Below are 16,611 nucleotides of genomic sequence, written 5' to 3' on the forward strand. Positions count from 1 at the left end.
TCTCATGCCGTGAAGCGTTGCTGGCGATCAGAGCTTGCCGATGGTGAAGAACAGGGTCTCGTCGGTGATGTGGACAGCGGGCGCCTACCCGGCCCGGGCGCCCCACACGGCACAGTCGATGCCCAGGCGCCGGCGCGCGGTCCACCACATTGCGCCAGCGGCGAAACCGGTCGATGCGGTATAGGCAATGCCCGCCGCGACAATGCCCAGCGCCGGATAAAGCGCGAACATCAATCCGGCGGAGAGCGGCAGCGACAAAACCAGGATGACGACGATCTCCCGTTGCCGCCCGGCCCCGCTCAGCACCGACAGCGCCGGGCCGAACACGGCGCGCAGCAGGAAGGTGCCGCACAGCACCAGCAAAAGCGGCAGGCCGCCGGCGAACTCCGGGCCGAACAGCGACAGGAAGAACGGGCCGACCAGCCACAGCCCGGCGAAGGCGGCCAGCGCATAGCCGACCGACAGCCCATTGGTCAGGCCGATCAGGTGGCGTGCCGCCGCCCGGTCCTCCCGGGCCTGCGCGGCAAGGATCTTCGGCTGGAACACCAAATAGATCGAACGCACCCCAAAACCGGCGAGCACGCGAAAGCGGAAACACACATGCAGCAGGGCGATCTCCGCCGGCGCGGCGATCAGCGAGGCCAGCAACAGATGCAGCTCGATCACATATTCCCAGATCAGGGCGATGGTCAGCCAGGGCGGCGCCATCGACCACCAGCGCCGGCTGTCGCTCACCGCCGGGGCGGGCCGCGCCCGCAGCGCCCGGCACAGAAAATACCCCTGCACCGCCGCCGCGCTCCACACGGCAACGGCCAGGCCGGCGAGGATCCAGCCGGCGGAGGCGCCCGGCGCGGCCAGCGCCAGCAGCGCGACGAAGGAGAGGATCAGGAGTGGCCGGCCAAGACTGTCGGCGATCTGCGCCTCACCGGGCCGTTGCAGACCGGTGAGGACCGCGCCGTTGAACAGGGTCAGGGCAACACCCGGGGCAATCAGGCAGACGGCCAGAACCACCTGGGTGCGCAAGGCCCCGGCGGAAAGACCCGGCACGGCATCGGGCATCCCGAGCACCAGCAGGGCGCCCGCCCCCACCGGCAGGCAGGCGAGCAGCAGATTGCGCAAACCCGCCCGCACCAGCCCTCGCAGCAGCCCGTCTTGGCCGCGCGCCGCATATTCCGCCGTCAGGATCTGGGCGAAGGCCTGAAACCCGGCGAGCATCAGCACCGCCAGCACGCCGGAGGCGGAGACCGCCAGCGCATAGGCGGCGGTGGCATCGGCGCCGAAGCCGCGGGCGATCACCAGCGTCGCCAAGAGCACCGCACCGGCGCCGCCGATGCGGGCAAGGGTCAGGACCGAGAGCCTGGTGAGAATGGCCAACATGACGGGCAGCGCTCCGGAACGTTTAGGATCTGACCCTAGCGGCCCAGCCGCACCGGGATCATCTGACTGAGCGGTTCGCGCACCCGGTCGCGCAAGGCCCGACCGGACATCGCCAGGCGACCGACGATTTTCGCGCAGGAGCCCTCGGCAATGAAATGCGGCGGCAGTTCGTGCAGGATGACGCCGACCTTGCCCACCAGCCCGCGCTTGAACTGGTGCAACGGACAGGTCGCCGACCCGCCGCCGCCCAGCGCATACCAGCGGATCGCCGGCTGGCGCGACAGATGGCACAGCACCGCCCATTGCAGCGCATAGCCGGCCCTGAGCGGCAAGGCTTCATCCGCCGTCGCCCCATAGAGGAACGACGCGGTGTCGCCGCAGCAGTCGACCACGGCCATGGCAACGGGAACCCCATCCTTGCGGGTCACGAACATGCGCGGGCGCAACACCTCCAGCGGATTGGCCAGCCGATGCGCCAGGGTGTCGATCGGCGAATAATCGACGAATTTCTTGCGGGCGAGCATCTCGTGGTAAAGACCGAGGATCTCGTTCATCCCCGCTTCGCCCTCGACCAGCTCGGTTTCCAGTCCGGCGGCCTCGGCCTTCTTCAGATTGTAGCGCCACTTTTGCGAAAAGTTGGCCCTGAGCGCCTCCGGCCCATGGTCCACCCGCGCGAAATAGCGCAAGGGGTTGGAAAGCGGCGCCATGCTCTGGAAGCCGAGACGCTGCAGCACCGCCCCGGGGACCGCCTCCATATCCGGATCCGGACGGGGCATGATCATCAGGAACCCCTTCTCGCGGCGGCACAATTCGTCGGTCAGTGCGCGCAACACCAGCTCCATCGTTGCCGGGGTGGCAGGCCGGCCGGTCCGCCGCCAGAGCGGCCCCCAGCGCAAGGAGCTGATGGTGCAGCCGAACATCGGCACTTTGACCAGGCGCACCAGCGCCGCACCGACCAGCATATCATTGGCGTAAACCGCAAGGCGGCGCAGCTTGTCGGGCGCCCGGCGCACCTCATTGAAGCTCTGGATCTGCTCCTGAAGCACGTCGTCGAAGCCAAGGACCATCCGGTCCCAGTCCTCCGGCGCCACATCCTCCACCCGAACCTCGGTCACGGGCGCATGCCCCGCTGGGCCCTCGGCGACCGACGCGGCCGGTACAGCCGCCTCCTGCTCGACCTCGCGCCAGTCAACGATGACCTTGGGGTCATCTGACATGTGTTCTGGCAACTTCTGCATGTCGAACCCTTGCTAAAAAGATCTTTTCGGAAGAAGCCCCGGACGCGACAACCGCATCCGTGTGAGTTTGCCGATGCCGGGCAGGACATCGAGAATATTGGCAAGGCCCGGCAGCGGATCGCGCCAGTCGAAGCCGACATCCAGTTTGGCCCGCCAGCGGGCGCGAACCATCCGCCCGAGCCAGCCAACGGCCTCAAGGGCCGAAATCCGCCCCTGCCGCCAGGCGACCTTGGCACCGAGCAGGTCGCCGGCGATCCAGCAATAGCGCAGGCTCCTGAAAGGCGCCGGTGGACCATCGGCAGAGGAGGCCGGGTCCAGACACAGGTCCAGCAGCCGCTCGGTCAGCCCCAGTCCGCAGGCGGCGGGAATGGCGTGATTTCCGGCAAAGCGGGGATTGATCTCCAGAAAAGAGGTCTCGCCGCTGGCCGCATCGACAAGAAACTGCGCGCAACCGATCCCCGAATAGCCAAGGGCGGCGACCAGCGCCGCCGTATAACGGCCAAGATCCGGGTCGGTCGCCACCGTGGCGCCTTCGACCGCAAGCCCCGCCCCGTCGAGCCGGTCGGTGCGGGCGATCTCCACATGCAACAGCTGGTCGATGCGCCCCGCTCGGGCCGCGAAATAGAGATTGTGCCGCAGACCGGAAGCCCGGCGCTGCAGCAGCAAAGCCCGATGCCCCTCCGGCCAGTGCGGCAAGACCCGGTCCAGCCCCGCGCGATCCGCCACGGTGATGGCCTTCTCGCCAAACAGCCGGTGGGTCGAACTGACCGAGCGGATGACGAGCGGAAAGCCGATCCGTTCGGCCTCGCCGATCAGCTCCGGCTGGTCGCGAACCTCAGCAAACGGGGCCAGCGGCACGCCGACATCCTCAGCCAGGCTCATCATCCGCAGCTTGTCGAGGCAGGTGGTCACCAGTTCCGGCGCCACCATCAGCGCGGTCACCGATGCCGGCAGGGCAACGTCCTCTTCGGCGAAAAACCGGACATAGTTCTCCGCGACCGGCACGATCAGGCGAATGTCGCCCCGCCGCGCCAGAAGCTCGGAAAGCGCGTGCGCAAAGGCCGGCCCATCCTCATCCAGCGGCGGATGACACCAGAACCGGTCCACATGACGCGACAGCTCCGCCCCGCGCTCGAACCCGTCAAGGCCGACCGCGACACGATACCCTCGTGCTCTCAGTTCCCGGGCAATGATCGCCGTGGGGCGATAATTGCCAAGGAGAAGGGCATACGCGCCCTTAGATTTCTTCAAGTGTCCACCCACATGCAGTGCCGGGCCGGACACGGCATCCCTGGCCCGGACGACAAACGGCGGGGGATCCGCCCACACGGTCCATACCTGCCGGATTCCCGTTAAGAGAGTGGTAAACGCGGCCGGCTCACTCCAAACCGCTCCCCGGCGGCCGACCACTTCCGAGAGCCAAGGTGAACAATCGGTAAAGCACCGCTGACACCCTGAAAAACAGTGACTTTCTGGCAGCGCAACATACGCACCTTCGCAAGAGAAGCACTGTCCACAAGCGCAAAACGCCAGTTTCGTCATCCTAGGCATGTAAATTCTCGCAAGGATGACAGGGACCTGCGCTATAACCTGCGGCCTAGCCGCGATAGCGCATATCCGTCACGTTTCAGACACCACTTGCATTTATGCTGCATCGCAACAAGGATGGTGACATGTTCTCACTTGCAGGAAAACGGGCCCTTGTGGTCGGGATCGCCAACGACCAGTCGATTGCCTGGGGCTGTGCCGATGCCTTACGCCGGCAGGGCGCGGAACTGGCCGTCACCTATCTGAACGCCAAGGCCGAACCGCATGTGCGCCCGCTCGCCGAACGGCTGGAGGCGCCGATCTTCGCGCCTCTCGATGTGCGCGACGATGCCCAGATGGACGCGCTGTTCGCTCAAATTTCCGCTGAATGGGGCGGGCTCGACATCCTGCTTCATTCCATCGCCTTTTGCCCGAAGGACGATCTGCACGGTCGGGCGATCGACTGCTCCCGCGCCGGCTTCCTTGAAGCGATGGACATTTCCGTCCATTCCTTTCTGCGGCTGATCCGGCGGGCCGAGCCCCTGATGCCCCGCGGCGGCACCTGCATGACCGTCACCTTCCATGGCTCGGAAAAGGTGGTCGACCACTACAACATCATGGGGCCGGTCAAGGCGGCGCTGGAAGGCGTGACCCGCTATGCCGCCGCCGAACTGGGGCCGAAGGGCATTTCCGTGCACGCCCTGTCGCCCGGCCCGCTGGCGACCCGCGCGGCCAGCGGCATCGCCCATTTCGATGCGCTTCTGGCCGACAATGCCGCCCGCACCCCGACCCACCGGTTGGCCAGCCTTGACGATATCGGCGCCTATGCCGCCTTCCTCGCGTCCCGCGAGGCCTCCAACGTCACCGGCGTCATTCACCCGATCGACGGCGGCTATCACGTGGTCGGCTGATCGCCCCCTTGCAAGGATCCATGCAGATGCACACCCAACTGCTCGAAGACAGGATCCGGACCGCCGAGCGGTTCGACGAGGCCTCCGCCCTGCAGCATCGCCTGTTCCAGACCGCCTTCGACCGGCACATGCGCCGTCTTCAGGAAACGCTGACCGAACGCAGCGGCTCCGTCACCATCCAGTCCCAGAACATCTTCAACCGGATCACCGCGCAGCCCTCGCCGGCAAGCCTGATCGATGCCTGGAACGCCTATCTCACGGACGCCGGCCAGCGCACGGTGCTGACGCTCGACACCTTGCGCAAGCGCGGCGACCTCTTCACCGCCCATGAGGCGGCGGGCACCCCGCCGGTGCTGATCTACGACTACGACATCGTGCTGGACGGCGCCGACCTGCCGCGCCCCTGCAACTACATGCTGTTGAAGATCCTGCCACCGGACGGCATCGAGGTGTTCGACTGGAAGCGCCCTTACGTGATCATCGACCCGCGCGCCGGCCATGGCCCGGGCATTGGCGGCTTCAAGCCCGACAGCCAGGTCGGCGTCGCCCTGAAGGATGGCCACCCGGTCTATTTCGTCGCCTTCCGCCCCACGCCGGAAGACGGCCAGACCCTTGCCGACGTCACCCAGGCGGAAGCGGCCTTCCTGCGCGAGGTGCACCGGCTGCACCCGGATGCACCGCGCCCCATCGTCATCGGCAATTGCCAGGGCGGCTGGGCCGGCGCCATTCTCGCCGCCACCAACCCGGACCTGGCCGGGCCGCTCGTGCTGAACGGCGCGCCCATGTCCTACTGGTCCGGCCAGCTCGGTCAGGATCCGATGCGCTACACCGGCGGCATCGTCGGCGGGGCGCTGCCGGCCATTCTCGTCTCCGACCTTGGCGGCGGCATCTTCGACGGCGCCAATCTGGTGATGAACTTCGAGCTGCTCAATCCCGGCCGTACCTGGTTCCGCAAGTATTACGACCTGTTTTCCAGCATCGACGATGGCGACCAGCGCTTCCTCGATTTCGAGAAGTGGTGGGGCGGCTTCTTCCTGATGAACGGCCCGGAGATCCGCTGGATCGTCGAGAACCTGTTCGTCGGCAACCGGCTGGCGCGCAACGAGGCCCGGCTGGAAACCGGCTGCCCGATCGACCTCAAGGCGATCCGCGCGCCGATCATCGTGTTTGCCTCGCGCGGCGACAACATCACCCCGCCGCAACAGGCACTGAACTGGATCCCCGACAGCTACGCCGACGAAAGGGAGATCGAGATCCGCGGCCAGCGCATCCTCTACATGGTGCATGAGCAGGTCGGTCATCTCGGCATCTTCGTGTCATCCTCCATCGCCCGGCGCGAACACACGCAGATGACCTCGACCCTGAAGACCATCGAGGCCCTGCCCCCCGGTCTTTACGAAATGATGATCGAGGATGTGGCCGGGGTCGGCGATGAAAAACGCTTCACCGTCAGCTTCCACAAGCGCAAGCTCGCCGACATTGAGGCCTATAGCGACAGCGGCCGGGCCGAGGAGCCGGCCTTCGCCGCCGTTGCCCGCATGTCGGAAGCCCTGGTGGAAGGCTACGAGACCACCTTGCGCCCGCTGGTTCAGGCATCGGTGACCAAGGAAGTCGCCGACGTCCGCCGGTCCTTGCACCCCTTGCGTCTGCAGCGGCGCATCTTCGCCTCCGACAATCCGATCACCGGCGTTCTGGCCCCGGCCGTCGAGCGGGCGCGGGCCGAGCGCAAGAAGGCGGCGCCCGACAATCCGTTCCTGGCCGCCGAGCGGTTGTGGGCGGATATGGTGGAGACCGGCTGGAACGTGTTCCGCGACACACGGGCGATGCTGTTCGAAACCGCGTTCCTTGCCACCTATGCCAGCCCGCTGGGCTTCTGGTATGGCGCCCCCCGCGCCGCCTCTCGGGCGCAGACGCCGATGCAGGACCTGCGCGCGCTGCCGGAGGTGCTCTCCGCCCTCGACCGCGCCGGGACGGGCGAGCTGTCCGAGGCGGTGGTGCGGATGCTGGTGCTGATGGCCGATACTCGCGGCGACGTGCGGCGCGACCGGCTGCAGCGCTCGGCCGAAGTGCTGTCGACCCGCCCACCCTTCGACACCATGGATACCGCCGCCCGGGCGCGCATGATCCACGAGCAGACGCTGATCGCCCATTTCGAGCCCGAACGCGCCCTCAATACCCTGCCGCTGTTGCTGACCGACCATGCCGACCGGCAAAAGGCGCTCGGCATGGTCGAGTATGTCGTCGGCGATCCGGACGAGATGGAGCCGGACACCCGGCACATGCTAGAGCGGATGCGCCGCCTTCTCGATGCTGATCCGGCCACTCCCGCCGTCAGCGGTCTGTAAGCCGCCCTCGGCTATCTCGACCAGCTCGGCCACCGCCACGCCGATCGACCCGAGATAGCCGACGACGAGCAGCACCTCGCCGATGATCGCCGGCACAAAATACGTCGCCTCCTGGATGTCGGGCACGAACAGCGCCCGCGTTCCCTGGCCGGGAATGACGTTGCACAGTGCCCGCGCCAGACCGAGCCGCGCCACCGTGTCGTGGTTGGGCGAGGCGCAGTAATTCCACACCACCATGCCGAAATTGGCCCAGCCCCACAGGGTGATGGTCAATTCGCCGGTGTAGACCCGCGCGCGCCCGGCCGGCAGTTTCAACACCAGAAGCCCCCGGGTCGGTCCGGCGATCACCTGGCAGATCCAGATGGTTCCGGCAAAACCCGGATCCCCGGCCGGACAGCTTGGCGCCGGTGCACCGGGCCGGATCAGCCAGGGCATTGTGAAAATGGTGGTGACGTAGCGCATCAGCACCGAGACGCCGCCTGCCAGCAGCTTGCCGCCCGGCGTCCATTTGCCCACGTAATTCTTCATTCCATCGGGCAGTCTCGTCGGGGTGTCCGCCTTCACCAGCGCGGTGGCGCTGAAGACGCCGGTCAGCGTGTCGGTGAAGATCCGCACGAACATCGCCCCCGAATAGACCCCGAGCGAGACGCAGGCGACAACCGTCTCCAGCGTGCTGTTGAAGACCACCTTGCGGCTGGTCGGGATGCCGAATTTCGACTTGATCCAGTCGACGGTGACATAATCCTTGTAGGCATCGAGCGCCGCCTGATCCGGAAACGGCGCCTTGCCGGTCGCCAGCTTGTAGATCAGCGTTCCGGGAATGGCGACCAGATAGGCGGCGATGTCGATCACCCGGATCGACAGGCTCTTGCCGGTGAACAATTTGTAGAGCTGGGAGAGAATCGGGATTTCCCATTCGGCGAACAACAGGTCGCGGAAGGATTCCACCACCTCCTTGATCAGATCCATCAAGGTGGCGATCACCGTCTTGGCCGCATCGAGCGCATAGAGCGCAACGCTCTCCATCACCTTGACGATGCCGCTCATCAGGAGGTTGAGCGCGTTGTTCGGATCGTCGCCGATGGCGGTGAAATACTCGATCGCCTCGTTGAACGCCTCCTTGCCCTCGCCATACTGGAAGTCGTTGGCAAGGTCCTCCAGCATCTTCAGGAGCCCTTCGAGCGAACTCGACAGGGCGGAGCTGCTCATCAGGCTGACCGTGGTGGCCCCGCGCTCTCCGGCCTGCCCGCCGTTTTGCTCATAGGCGTTGGCGAACAGGTTATGCTCCATCTGGTAGGACTGTTCCTCGGTCATCGGCTGTTGCGAGGAGAACTGGTCGTAGGTCGGATTGTCCTGCTTGTTCAGCTCCTTCAGAAAATCATCCACCGTCGCCTGCAGATTGTCCTTCATGGTGTCGATGCCCGACAGAAGGGTCTGTTTCACCGCTTCCACCCCGCCGACGGTGAAGTCTAGAAGCACGTCGACGCTGTGCCGCACCGCCTCCGCCGTGCGGACGAAATCGCCGATGTTGAACAGGAAGGCGAGCCACTCGAACAACTGCTCCAGCTTCACCTTCAGCCAGTTCCACACCCCTTGCACGAAGTCGAAGGCCTGCTGGGCAAACTCGATGATCGCCTCGAACACCTTGCCGCCGATCTCGAACAACACCCGGCCAATGCCTTCCACCACCTCCACGACGATCCGGGTCAGCTTGTCGACCACATCGCCGACGAAATTCTTGATGCCGTTCCACACATCGCCCCAACCGATGCCAAGGAAGCCATTGGCTTCCGCCCCCATCGCCTTCAGCCGCGAGGATTTCCATTCCGCGACCTCCGCACTGGTCATCGGCACGTATTGGGGGAAGCCGGAGGTGAAGTCGATGGCCCAGGAGGTGCCTTCAAGCGCCGCCAGATTGAGCCGGGGGTTGAAGCCGCGCGCCGCATTGCGCCGCGAAACGAAGAGATAGCTGATCTTGTCGCCACCACCGGCTTCATCCTGCGCGGCGATCTGCATCGACGCCTCGGTGATCTTCTGCAGGCTCTCGGCGTATTCATCGCTCGACCGGTATTCCGCCGGCAGCAGATAGGCGCCGGAGGCGTCCTTGGCATTCTTGATGTCATCCACCGACAGCGTGGCCAGCTTGGCCTGCAGCTGCCGATTGGGCTCCACCACCAGCGGCGCTCCGGCCAAGGTCGAGGGGGTCTCCACATAGAGCGTTGCCGCGGCCAGCGCATTGGCCTTCTGATAGATCACCACCTTGCCGTTCGGGCCGGTCTCCACCATCACCCGGTTGAGCTGGCTGCATCGGTAGGATCGTCCATCGACGAACAGGGTGACGAGACTGGAGGCCTGGATCGACACGGGCACGAAGCTCGCCGGCATCCCCCCCTCGTCGAGCACCACCAGTTCCAGCGCATGGGTCTGCACCGGGACCATCTCGTTGTCGCCGCGAAACAGCTCGATGCTTTCCTCGAACCATTGCTGCGTGGTCGGCGCCTGCCAGAAGCGGGTCAGGTCGCCGCCGGCGGATACCGTGTAGGCCTCGGCATAGCCGGCCAGATCGCGGCCGAGCGCGAAGATCGTCGCCTCGGAGCCCGGATCGCTCGGAATCTCGTTGCCGAGCGGAAACAGCGTGTTCCAGACCGGATCGGCGCGACGGCCGCTGCCGGGCACCTCCCCGGCGCGCCAAAGCCGCCCATCGGTACCGATGCCGAACACCTGCAAGAGATCGTTGAAGCACTGCGAGGCGTAGACGCTGGTCAGCGCCACCGTCTGCCCCGGGTCCACATAGATCCAGTCATCGAACTGCTTGATCGTCCCGGCCTGATATTTCTTCTCCCGCTTCAGGAGCAGCTTGCCGCTGTCCTTCTCCACGGCAAAGATCGCCAGCCGGTCGTCTTGGTCGACCACCACCGAAAGCGCGGTCGCCTTCTTGAGGCCCAGCACCCGGAGGCTTGAGGTCCGGTCGCTGGTTTCGGAGAACAGCACCTCGTTGTCCCGGCCGATGGCGAAGATGGCCGATTGCACCGTGCTGTTCTCCACCACGGCGATGGCCTTCACCTCCGCCTGGGTTCCGCCCGGCCCCATCACCGGCGCCCAGACCGGGCCGGCCCAGTCATTGCTGCCGGGCTTGAAGAAGTTGTTGGCCAGGAGGCCATAGTCCGTTCCCGGCACATCCAGCATCACATTGACGTAGATATTGCCGGTGGCGCCGCGCGCCCCCTTGAACTGACGGATCGACTCCGTCGCTTTCGCCGGCGAGGTTTCCTGCTGGAAGTAGGCGCCGGTGCTCTGCTTGTACTCGGCCAGCCGCAACCGGCCATTGCCGCCAAGGGTCAGGATGTTCGGCGTGTCGCTGCCCTCGCTCGAGGAGGTGTAGAGATAGAGCTGCCGGCCGGTGATGTTCAGGTCCAGCTCATGATAGGGCGCTTCGGCATCCTCCCCCCGGCGCAGGCGGAACACCTCATCGTTGGTGCCGATGGTGTAGAGGTCGAGATTGCCCGCCTTGTTGGCGAAGGTCTTGATATCCGTTCCGCCCAAGGCCGGACGAAACAGCTGGAAGGTTTCCATGTATTTGGTGCTGGCCCGGATTGCAGGGCGCTCGCCGGTGGGGGTTTCAGCGAGAACAGACCTTGGCATCATCGTCATGGGAGCCTCCCGGACTTGAGGATGGGAAAACGGGTATCTCGGCCAGCGCCAGCAGCCGGTCGCGGCAATGCCGGGCCGCCTGCAGGGCCGGGGCGCGCCAGATCGGCCGGCCATGCGCGTTGCAATAAAGCGCGCGCTGCCGCGGCCGGCCGGCGTTTCGGTCGCGGGCATCGTCCCCGTGGGCCGCAACCTGCGCATGGGCCGGACGCAGCGCCTCGGCGCCAAGGTCCAGCGCCCGCGCCAGCGCGATTTCCAATTCGCACGGGTCGGCGTAATAAGGCGCGAAGGCGCGCAGTGCGGAACGCGACAGATCGCACTCCCGGCAGGCGGCGACCACTGCCCTTGCCGCCGGAGCGCTCTTTACCGGATCGCAGCCGGCAGCGGCGAGACAGGCAAGGATGTTGATGTTGACGATCAGGTCCACCGGACTGTCCTCGCCGGGGGCAACGAACCAGGTGCGATAGAGCGCGGGCCGCAGGAACGGGGGATCGCCCCCGCCTTCCTCCCCATCCTCATTTTCTGGCGGGTAGAAATGGAATGCGCCGGCAAGATCGGGCGCGGCACAGGTCTCGATAAAATCGAGCGCCCGCGCCCGCGCCCGCCTCAGTGCCCTGCAATCGGGACCGGCCAACAGGCCACGCCCCTCGCCCTTTTCGATCAGTTCGGTCATGAGCAGCGCCACCTGGGCGGTCACGAAACAGGTTTCATCGGCGATGCTCCGATCCCCGGCCGCCACATGGGACGGGAATGCGCCGCGCTCGGCCTGCTCCGCCAGCAAGGCCGCCACGGAGGCGGAAAGCGCGCCATCCGCCCCCTGCGGCCCGCGATATTTCCAGGCTCCGCCGTGCGGCGCCATGTCACCCAACCGGTCAGGCATCGCCCGCCTCCCCTTGTGGCCGGCTGGCGGCAACCGTTGCGGTGACCTGCATCGGCAGTTCGGGTGCCAGCACCGCGCCAACCAGCCCATGTCCGGGAACCGCGCGCGCATCGGTGAGCCTGGCATAGGCGTCCTGATCCCAGCCCGCCGCCCGGCCGACCCGCAGGATCGCCTCGCGCACCCTGTCCGGCGGTCCGAGCAGGGCCTCGGCGACCGAGTACCAGGTGAAGGCCTGAGGCCGCCCCTGCCCGTCAAAGGCATAGCTGAAGCCCATGTCATAGGAAGGCAGCTCAAAGCGGATGCTGCGCCGGGTCAGCGCCGCCACCAACGCCACCACCTCGCCGCCGCGCTCCGGAAGCCGGAGCCGGGTCAGCAGTGTGTCCAGCTCCTTCGGGAACAGCCGGTCGCAGCGGTAGTAGAGTTCCAGCCCGCCGCTGCGGGTATCCAGCCCGATCATGCTCAGCCGCAGGCCGCGCGACGGCAACACCGGCGCCCTGCCACAGACCTCCTCCTCCCAGGTCTCCCAGGGCGCGCCGCGCGGCACATCGAGATAGAGCTTGCTACGCAGGATCCCGCCGATGACACGATAGCCGAGCCAGCCACCGAACCGGCTGCCATGCGCCCTCTGCCAGGCGGCGACCCGTTCCACATGGCGCGCCTGATCGGGCGACAGCGCTGCGGTCAGCCCGGACAGGCACGACAGAAGCCGTGCCCGGGCGCCCGCGCCAGGACAGGGGTCGGCGCTGACCCGCAGCTCTCCGGACGGCCAGACGAAAGCGACTTCCAGCGGCGCACCGGCCGGTGTCAGATCGCTGGGCGCACCGCCTGCGTCCTGATCCGGGCCTTCGCCGACGGCCTGTCGCAACAGGCGCAGCTCCTGTGAAGCGGGGCAACCGAGCTGGTCCAGCGAGGCGACCGGAATATGATTCCAGGCCATCTGCGGGATCGTCTGCCCGGCGCCCCCGAACAGGGCGGACATGCCCTCACTCCGCGGCGCGGGTACGGGCGGCCAGGGCCTCCGGGTCGATCACCTGCCGCACGATCCCGCCCGCGACACTGGCTGGCGGAAGCGCCGGCAGCTCCACCGACAAGCGCCCCTCGACCTTCTGGTCGACCAGTTCGCGCGGAGCACTGCCATCCTTCATCACGTAGATGGCGGTGTAGTAGAACTCCACGGTCGGTTCGCTGCGCTCGCGCTGGATCCCGTAGTAGCGTTCCAGCTGATCGGTCGGCGTGCCCTGACCCGGCCCCAGCACATTGAACAGGATCAGGTTTTCCTGCGAGCCTGCCGCCAATGCCCGCTCCTCGGAGGTCATTTCCTCGCGCGGCTTGGTCAGGAAGCGCGGCAGGGTATCGCCGAACCGCTCGCGGGCCTCGTCCGACAGCTGGAACATGGTCAGGTTGACATTCGCCACCTTGTCCCAGTCGATCTGGCCGATATCGACCTTGACGCTGTAATTCTCGACGGTGTTGGAGATCGTCAGCGTCTTGTACTCGCTCGACTGCTTGTAATTGTCGAGCATGAAGCTCTTGCCGTCGGAATAGAAGATCGTTCCGCTGATATTGAAATAGGCGGTGTTCATGTTGTCGACCGCCTGGAAGTTCCAGCGCGGCTCGGCGAAGCTCAAGAGCCCGCTAGGCTGCCAGTTCGACCAGGTATTCTGGAACAGCGCCTTGTCGCCATCATTGGCCGGATCGAAATACTGCGCCGTCACATCGACCAGCAGCAGATCCGCCGGCTTGCCCGGATAGTTGAACGCCCGCACGGTGAACTGGGTGAACAGTCCCTTGGGATCACTGACAAAGACAATATCCGCATTGCCGGAATTGGTGTTATCCGGAGAGCTGCTCAACGCGCCGGGCGGCTGCGAGACGATCACCGATCCGTCGTCCATCACATAGCGCAGCCGATAGGTATAGGCCTGGCCGATCGGCAGATCGTAGTAGCTGTCGAAGGTGATCGCGTTGGCCTCGCCATTGGCGGTCATGGTCTTCGTTTGCACGATCGCCGGATTGCCAAGCGGCGGCGCGAAGAAGAAGTCGATATCGACGCTCTTGACCCCGGTCACGGCGGTGAAGGGAACATCCTGACCGATGAACGTCACCTGACGCACCCCAAAATTGTTCGGCGTGAGGTTGATCAGCGTATCGGTGGTGGTCACCGGCTCGCTCTCGTAGGTCTTGCCGTCCTCGAACAGGATCACATAGGAATAGGTGAACTGAGGATTGTACGCACCGCCCGAGAAATCGCCCGGCGCCTCGTAGATCTGCGAGGACTGGTCCCCATCGGTGACGATCAGCGTGAAGGTATTGTCGGTCTTGCGCGTGGGGTAGTCGACGGTGACCGTTATCGACTGGGCAACCGCGCCCCCGTCCGAGGTGCGCGACAATTGGCCGATCAGGTTGAAGACCACCGACAGCTTGCGGTTGTCCACCTCCACGAACAGCTTGCTCCACTCCTCGGCGCTGAACTTGCGCATGAAGGTGCTGACCGGTGTCGACCAGTCAATCACCGTGTCTTCCTCGTAGGTCTGTTCGAACGAGGTGGTGGCGGAGACCGGGTCCGGCCCGGTGGCCATGGCCGCCGCCGCCGCGATCGTGTTCGCCACCTGGTTTTCCAGCGTGGTCCAGCCCCAGTCGCGCACCCGCTGTTCCAGCTCCGGGCTGCTGCCCGCGCCCAGCGTCACCTTCACCTCGCCGGCGCCCGACTGCTGCATCACCTGCTTGACCTCCTGCAGCACCTTTTTCTGGTTGCCCCAGGTGTCCCGCACGGTCTTGTAGGTCTTCTGATACTCGATCGCCGCTTCCGCCACGTATTTGACGGTCGCCTTGGCGCCGAGCAGCATGGTCAGCACCTGCATGTCGTATTCGACCCGGAACGGCGAGGCACCGCCGCCCTGCGAATAGGCATTCTTGAAGGTGTTCACCGCCGCCGCCGTTTTCAGCGGGACCTGGAAGGCCGCGACATTGGTGCCATAAAGCGTCGGCTCGACCGCCAGCACCTCCGCCTCGCCCTCGATGTCATAGTAGAAAAAGGCGGTGCCGCCGACCCAGGTGAAGCCACCCCAGCTGATGTCGTCGCCGAGCACCTCCTCCGCCGCGCGGCGCGCTTCCGTCGGCTGGATCAACTCCATCTCGAAGGTGCACAGGCCGGCGATCCCGCCGCCGTTCTTGGTATAGGAGGTCAGCGAAAAGGCCGGTGCCCCATTGACCCTCCGCAAGGTCGGAACCGGCACCATGTACCAGAGCTTCGGGTCGTCATGATCCTGGTAGACATAGGCAACCTGGTCGGAGCCGTAGTCGATCTCTCGCACCGTGGTGATATCGAACATCTGATCCTCGCATCGCGAATAGCTAGAAAAAAATCTCCAATGCTACGAATACGAGAAGACTGACACCACGTTATAACCATATCAATTGGCACATTTCCGCAGGGGTAATGATTGTTTTAACTATGACAAATACATCAATTCAATTTCATTGATTTGATATTCAATATCAAACTATAAGTAATAATATATTTTTTATATTTAAAATCTTAAATGCACCCCCACCTGAATGGCAAAGAAGACTCCTCTTCCGCAGGGGAGTCACGCATGCGCGCCCTTGCGATTCGGAAGACGAAAATCAGGCGTTTTCAGTGGATTGCAAGCCGCCGGGCGGGGAAGGCACCTCCCGGACCCTCCGCTTGCGCGGCATCCGGGAGACCTCACGAAAGCGGCTTTGTCGCCGCGTTCGAAACGTCGCGTTCTACCCCGCGTCTTTCGGCGCGCCCAGCCGGGTGCGGTGCGGCGCCGCCACGCAGGCAACCGCCAGGATCACCCCGGACACGGCGGCAATCATGCCGGCCGCACTGACCGCGTGATCGGCACCGAACCAAAGCGGCCCGTAGCCGGCCAGCACGTAGCCGAGCACCGCCGACAAGCTGGCGAACACCACGCTCCACAGGATCTGGACTTCCAGCCGGTTGGTCATCAACCGGGCGGCCGCCGGCGGACAGATGAACATGGCGATGACGATGATCGAGCCGACCGCGTCGAAGGCGGCCACCGCCGCCACCGCAGCGGCGACGACAAGGGCAAAGCCCATCAGCCCGGTCGGCACGCCAACCGTCCCGGCAAAGCCCTCATCGAAGGTCGACAGCTTGAGCGGACGCCAGAACACCAGCATCAACAGCACCATCAGCAGCGCGACCGCCGCAATGCGCGGCAACTCCGGCGGCAGACCGGCGAGCGCCGCCGGATCGAAGAGAGACTCCCACCCGCGCGCCTTGAACCAGATCAGGCTTTCCAGATTTCCCATCAAGGCGTGTTCGACATCCAGATGCACGGTGCTGGTGTCGCTCTGTTCCAGCAGCAGCACGCCGGCGGCGAACATGGAGGTGAAGGCCACCCCCATCGCCGCCCCTGGTTCGATCCGCCCGAGCCGTTTGATCGCCTCGATCAGAAGCACCGCCACCACCGCCGCCCCGGCGGCTCCCAGCAACATCGACATGCTGGCGGTGGCGCCGGTAATGAGAAAGGCAACGACGATGCCCGGCAGCACCACATGGCTGATCGCATCGCCAATCAATGCCTGCCGACGCAGGATCAGAAAGTTGCCCGGCAAGGCGCAGGCGATCGCCGACAGCACACCGATCAGGATCGGCGTCAGCGACAATTGAACGAAAGCACTTCCCATCATAA

At 65.2% G+C, this 16,611-nt stretch carries 10 protein-coding genes; 2 read left to right on the forward strand and 8 right to left on the reverse strand.

The genetic code is table 11. The annotated features are described in order from the left end of the window. Positions 1–84 precede the first annotated feature (84 nt). The 3 genes from IEV83_RS06800 to IEV83_RS06810 are packed head-to-tail and all read right to left on the reverse strand — an operon-like array spanning position 85 to position 3,866. Positions 85–1,377: a lipopolysaccharide biosynthesis protein gene (locus tag IEV83_RS06800; protein WP_181759457.1), complete on the reverse strand. Its 1,293-nt coding sequence runs from the start codon at positions 1,375–1,377 to the stop codon at positions 85–87. A gap of 35 nt (positions 1,378–1,412) precedes the next feature. Beyond that, positions 1,413–2,594: a lipid II:glycine glycyltransferase FemX gene (locus tag IEV83_RS06805; protein ID WP_181759458.1), complete on the reverse strand. Its 1,182-nt coding sequence runs from the start codon at positions 2,592–2,594 to the stop codon at positions 1,413–1,415. A 33-nt stretch (positions 2,595–2,627) separates the two neighbouring features. Further along, entirely contained in the window at positions 2,628–3,866 is a 1,239-nt protein-coding gene (locus tag IEV83_RS06810; RefSeq protein ID WP_181759459.1) for an ATP-binding protein, read from the reverse strand. A 422-nt stretch (positions 3,867–4,288) separates the two neighbouring features. On the opposite strand from IEV83_RS06810, the gene fabI reads away from it, so the two are divergent. Then, positions 4,289–5,053: an enoyl-ACP reductase FabI gene (fabI, locus tag IEV83_RS06815; RefSeq protein ID WP_181759460.1), complete on the forward strand. Its 765-nt coding sequence runs from the start codon at positions 4,289–4,291 to the stop codon at positions 5,051–5,053. Between the two features lie 26 nt (positions 5,054–5,079). Then, positions 5,080–7,398, forward strand: coding sequence for a DUF3141 domain-containing protein (locus IEV83_RS06820; RefSeq protein ID WP_209003008.1), 2,319 nt, complete (start codon positions 5,080–5,082; stop codon positions 7,396–7,398). On the opposite strand, the gene IEV83_RS06825 is transcribed toward IEV83_RS06820, so the two are convergent. From IEV83_RS06825 to IEV83_RS06845, 5 genes are all read right to left on the reverse strand, one after another. Beyond that, positions 7,336–11,049 carry a PLL family lectin gene (locus tag IEV83_RS06825; protein ID WP_181759462.1) on the reverse strand — a complete coding sequence of 1,238 codons (3,714 nt, stop codon included), beginning with the start codon at positions 11,047–11,049 and terminating at the stop codon, positions 7,336–7,338. The two genes, IEV83_RS06820 and IEV83_RS06825, sit on opposite strands and share 63 nt — an antisense overlap. Next, a complete protein-coding gene (locus IEV83_RS06830; protein ID WP_181759463.1) occupies positions 11,018–11,926 on the reverse strand; it encodes a hypothetical protein in 909 nt (302 codons plus the stop codon). Before IEV83_RS06830 ends, IEV83_RS06825 begins: the two co-directional genes overlap by 32 nt. Beyond that, the gene (locus IEV83_RS06835; protein ID WP_181759464.1) at positions 11,919–12,905 is read right to left on the reverse strand and encodes a hypothetical protein; all 987 of its coding nucleotides are present in this window, start codon (positions 12,903–12,905) and stop codon (positions 11,919–11,921) included. Before IEV83_RS06835 ends, IEV83_RS06830 begins: the two co-directional genes overlap by 8 nt. A gap of 4 nt (positions 12,906–12,909) precedes the next feature. Further along, positions 12,910–15,258, reverse strand: coding sequence for a hypothetical protein (locus tag IEV83_RS06840; RefSeq protein WP_181759465.1), 2,349 nt, complete (start codon positions 15,256–15,258; stop codon positions 12,910–12,912). A 418-nt stretch (positions 15,259–15,676) separates the two neighbouring features. Next, positions 15,677–16,609 (reverse strand): metal ABC transporter permease, encoded by a 933-nt coding sequence (locus IEV83_RS06845; RefSeq protein WP_244628077.1) that lies wholly within the window; start codon positions 16,607–16,609, stop codon positions 15,677–15,679. Between the last annotated feature and the right edge of the window lie 2 nt (positions 16,610–16,611).

The organism is Stappia taiwanensis (assembly GCF_014635285.1).
Taxonomy (GTDB): domain Bacteria; phylum Pseudomonadota; class Alphaproteobacteria; order Rhizobiales; family Stappiaceae; genus Stappia; species Stappia taiwanensis.